This window comes from Myxococcus sp. CA005, assembly GCF_006518205.1.
Lineage (GTDB): Bacteria > Myxococcota > Myxococcia > Myxococcales > Myxococcaceae > Myxococcus > Myxococcus xanthus.
This window is the reverse complement of the sequence record NZ_SRLV01000196.1, coordinates 1-1,444: the sequence shown is the minus strand read 5'-3', so window position 1 is coordinate 1,444 and position 1,444 is coordinate 1. Positions and strand designations below refer to the sequence as shown.

The following is a 1,444-nucleotide window of genomic DNA, read 5'->3' as shown; positions in this document are numbered from 1 at the left end:
ACGAAGGGCCGCAAGCAGGCCAAGGGATGAACCACCCAGCGTCGCTGACGCTCCGACCGCTCGCCATCAGCCGGAATCGCTGCTCGGCTTGAGCCGGAACGAGTGCTCACCATGACCGGAATACGCACTCCCACCTCCTCAGGCTGGGTAGCGTCGCCAGCGCGGGCCCATTCGGGTGCGCGCCAGGGTGGTGTGACGGAGGAATGGATTGGCGCGTCCGCAGGACGTGCAAGCCGGAATGGACGGTGGTGCATACGCAGGTGGCCTCGCTGCGCTCGGCTCCGCGGACACCTGCGTGGTGGCCTGGGCCGGCGCGGGCGGCACCGTCACCTCCAAGGCCCCTGGCGGGGGAGACTGATGCGTCACTTTCCGCCGCCGTCCCCGGTACGCGGCCTGGCGCTCGGCGTGCGCATGCCGTCCGTCGCGGGTGCGCTGGTAGCGCCGCCCGGCCGCGCGCACCGACTCCGCGCGCGCCAGCACCCCGCACCTGCGCTCGCAGTAGCGCTGCCCCCTGTCGCACCGGCTGCACAGCTGGAACAGCCTCCGGCACTCCGGCCGCCCGCACACCACCAGACGCAATGACTCCACGCACACCTTCCCGTGCGCGCCGACTTCTGGCGCCGCGCCGCGGAGTGCGCTACCCCTTCCTCACCGGCTCGCCCCTCTCGCACACCAGGGCGCGCCCCCAGGAAGGCCCTCCAGGTGTCGCTGGTGGGCCTTCTGACTTTTCAGGACGCGCGCAGCCCCGGACTCCACCGGCTCGCGCTCCTCTCCTCAACTTTTCGGCGGCACCCAGCGCTGCCCCTGGCAGCGGAGCTCTCGAACTTCTCGCCGTCCATGACCAGAAATCCGCGCTTCCTGGTGACCATCAACACCCGATGAAGGGCGCTACGCTCTTGGCCACCTTGCAGTGGCTGGGCGTCACCCCATCCTTCAGCCGGCCCCGCGTTTCGGACGACAATGCGTTCTCCGAGGCCCTCCTCCGCACGCTGAAATACCGCCCCACCTTCCCGCAGCGCCCCTTCGCGTCCGTCGAGGACGCGCGTGCATGGGTGATGCGCTTCATGGCTTGGTACAACAGCGAGCACCGGCACTCCGCCATCCGCTTCGTCACGCCGGACGACAGACATTCCGGCCGCGAGGCAACGCTCCTCGCCCGGCGCGACCAAGTGTATCTGCGTGCCCGAGTCCGTCACCCCGAGCGCTGGAGAGGTGGCACACGCAACTGGACGCCAGCGGGCCCCGTCCGTCTCCGGCCCTCTCCGAACCTCTCCCCGGCAGAACAGGAGATGAAGCGCATCGGCTGAACCCCCTCACGCGGTCGGGTCGGGGGCCGGCGCGGTGGTGTGCAGGCTGCTCTTGGCCGTATCCGCCGTTTCCGGCTTCGTGCCCGTGTAGAGCGCGCCATCACTCCGTCTCCGGTCCCCGCCACATCGAACCGGAC

1 protein-coding gene and 1 pseudogene are annotated in these 1,444 nt (G+C 70.1%); one reads left to right on the top strand and one right to left on the bottom strand.

What is annotated here, in order from left to right; all coding sequences use genetic code 11:
• Positions 1 to 138: 138 nt before the first annotated feature.
• Positions 139 to 588: a hypothetical protein gene (locus tag FMQ63_RS37710; protein WP_167545716.1), complete on the bottom strand. Its 450-nt coding sequence runs from the start codon at positions 586 to 588 to the stop codon at positions 139 to 141.
• A gap of 275 nt (positions 589 to 863) precedes the next feature.
• Between FMQ63_RS37710 and FMQ63_RS37085 the strand changes: the two are divergent.
• Positions 864 to 1,307, top strand: a pseudogene (locus FMQ63_RS37085) (integrase core domain-containing protein); the annotation flags it as partial.
• Between the last annotated feature and the right edge of the window lie 137 nt (positions 1,308 to 1,444).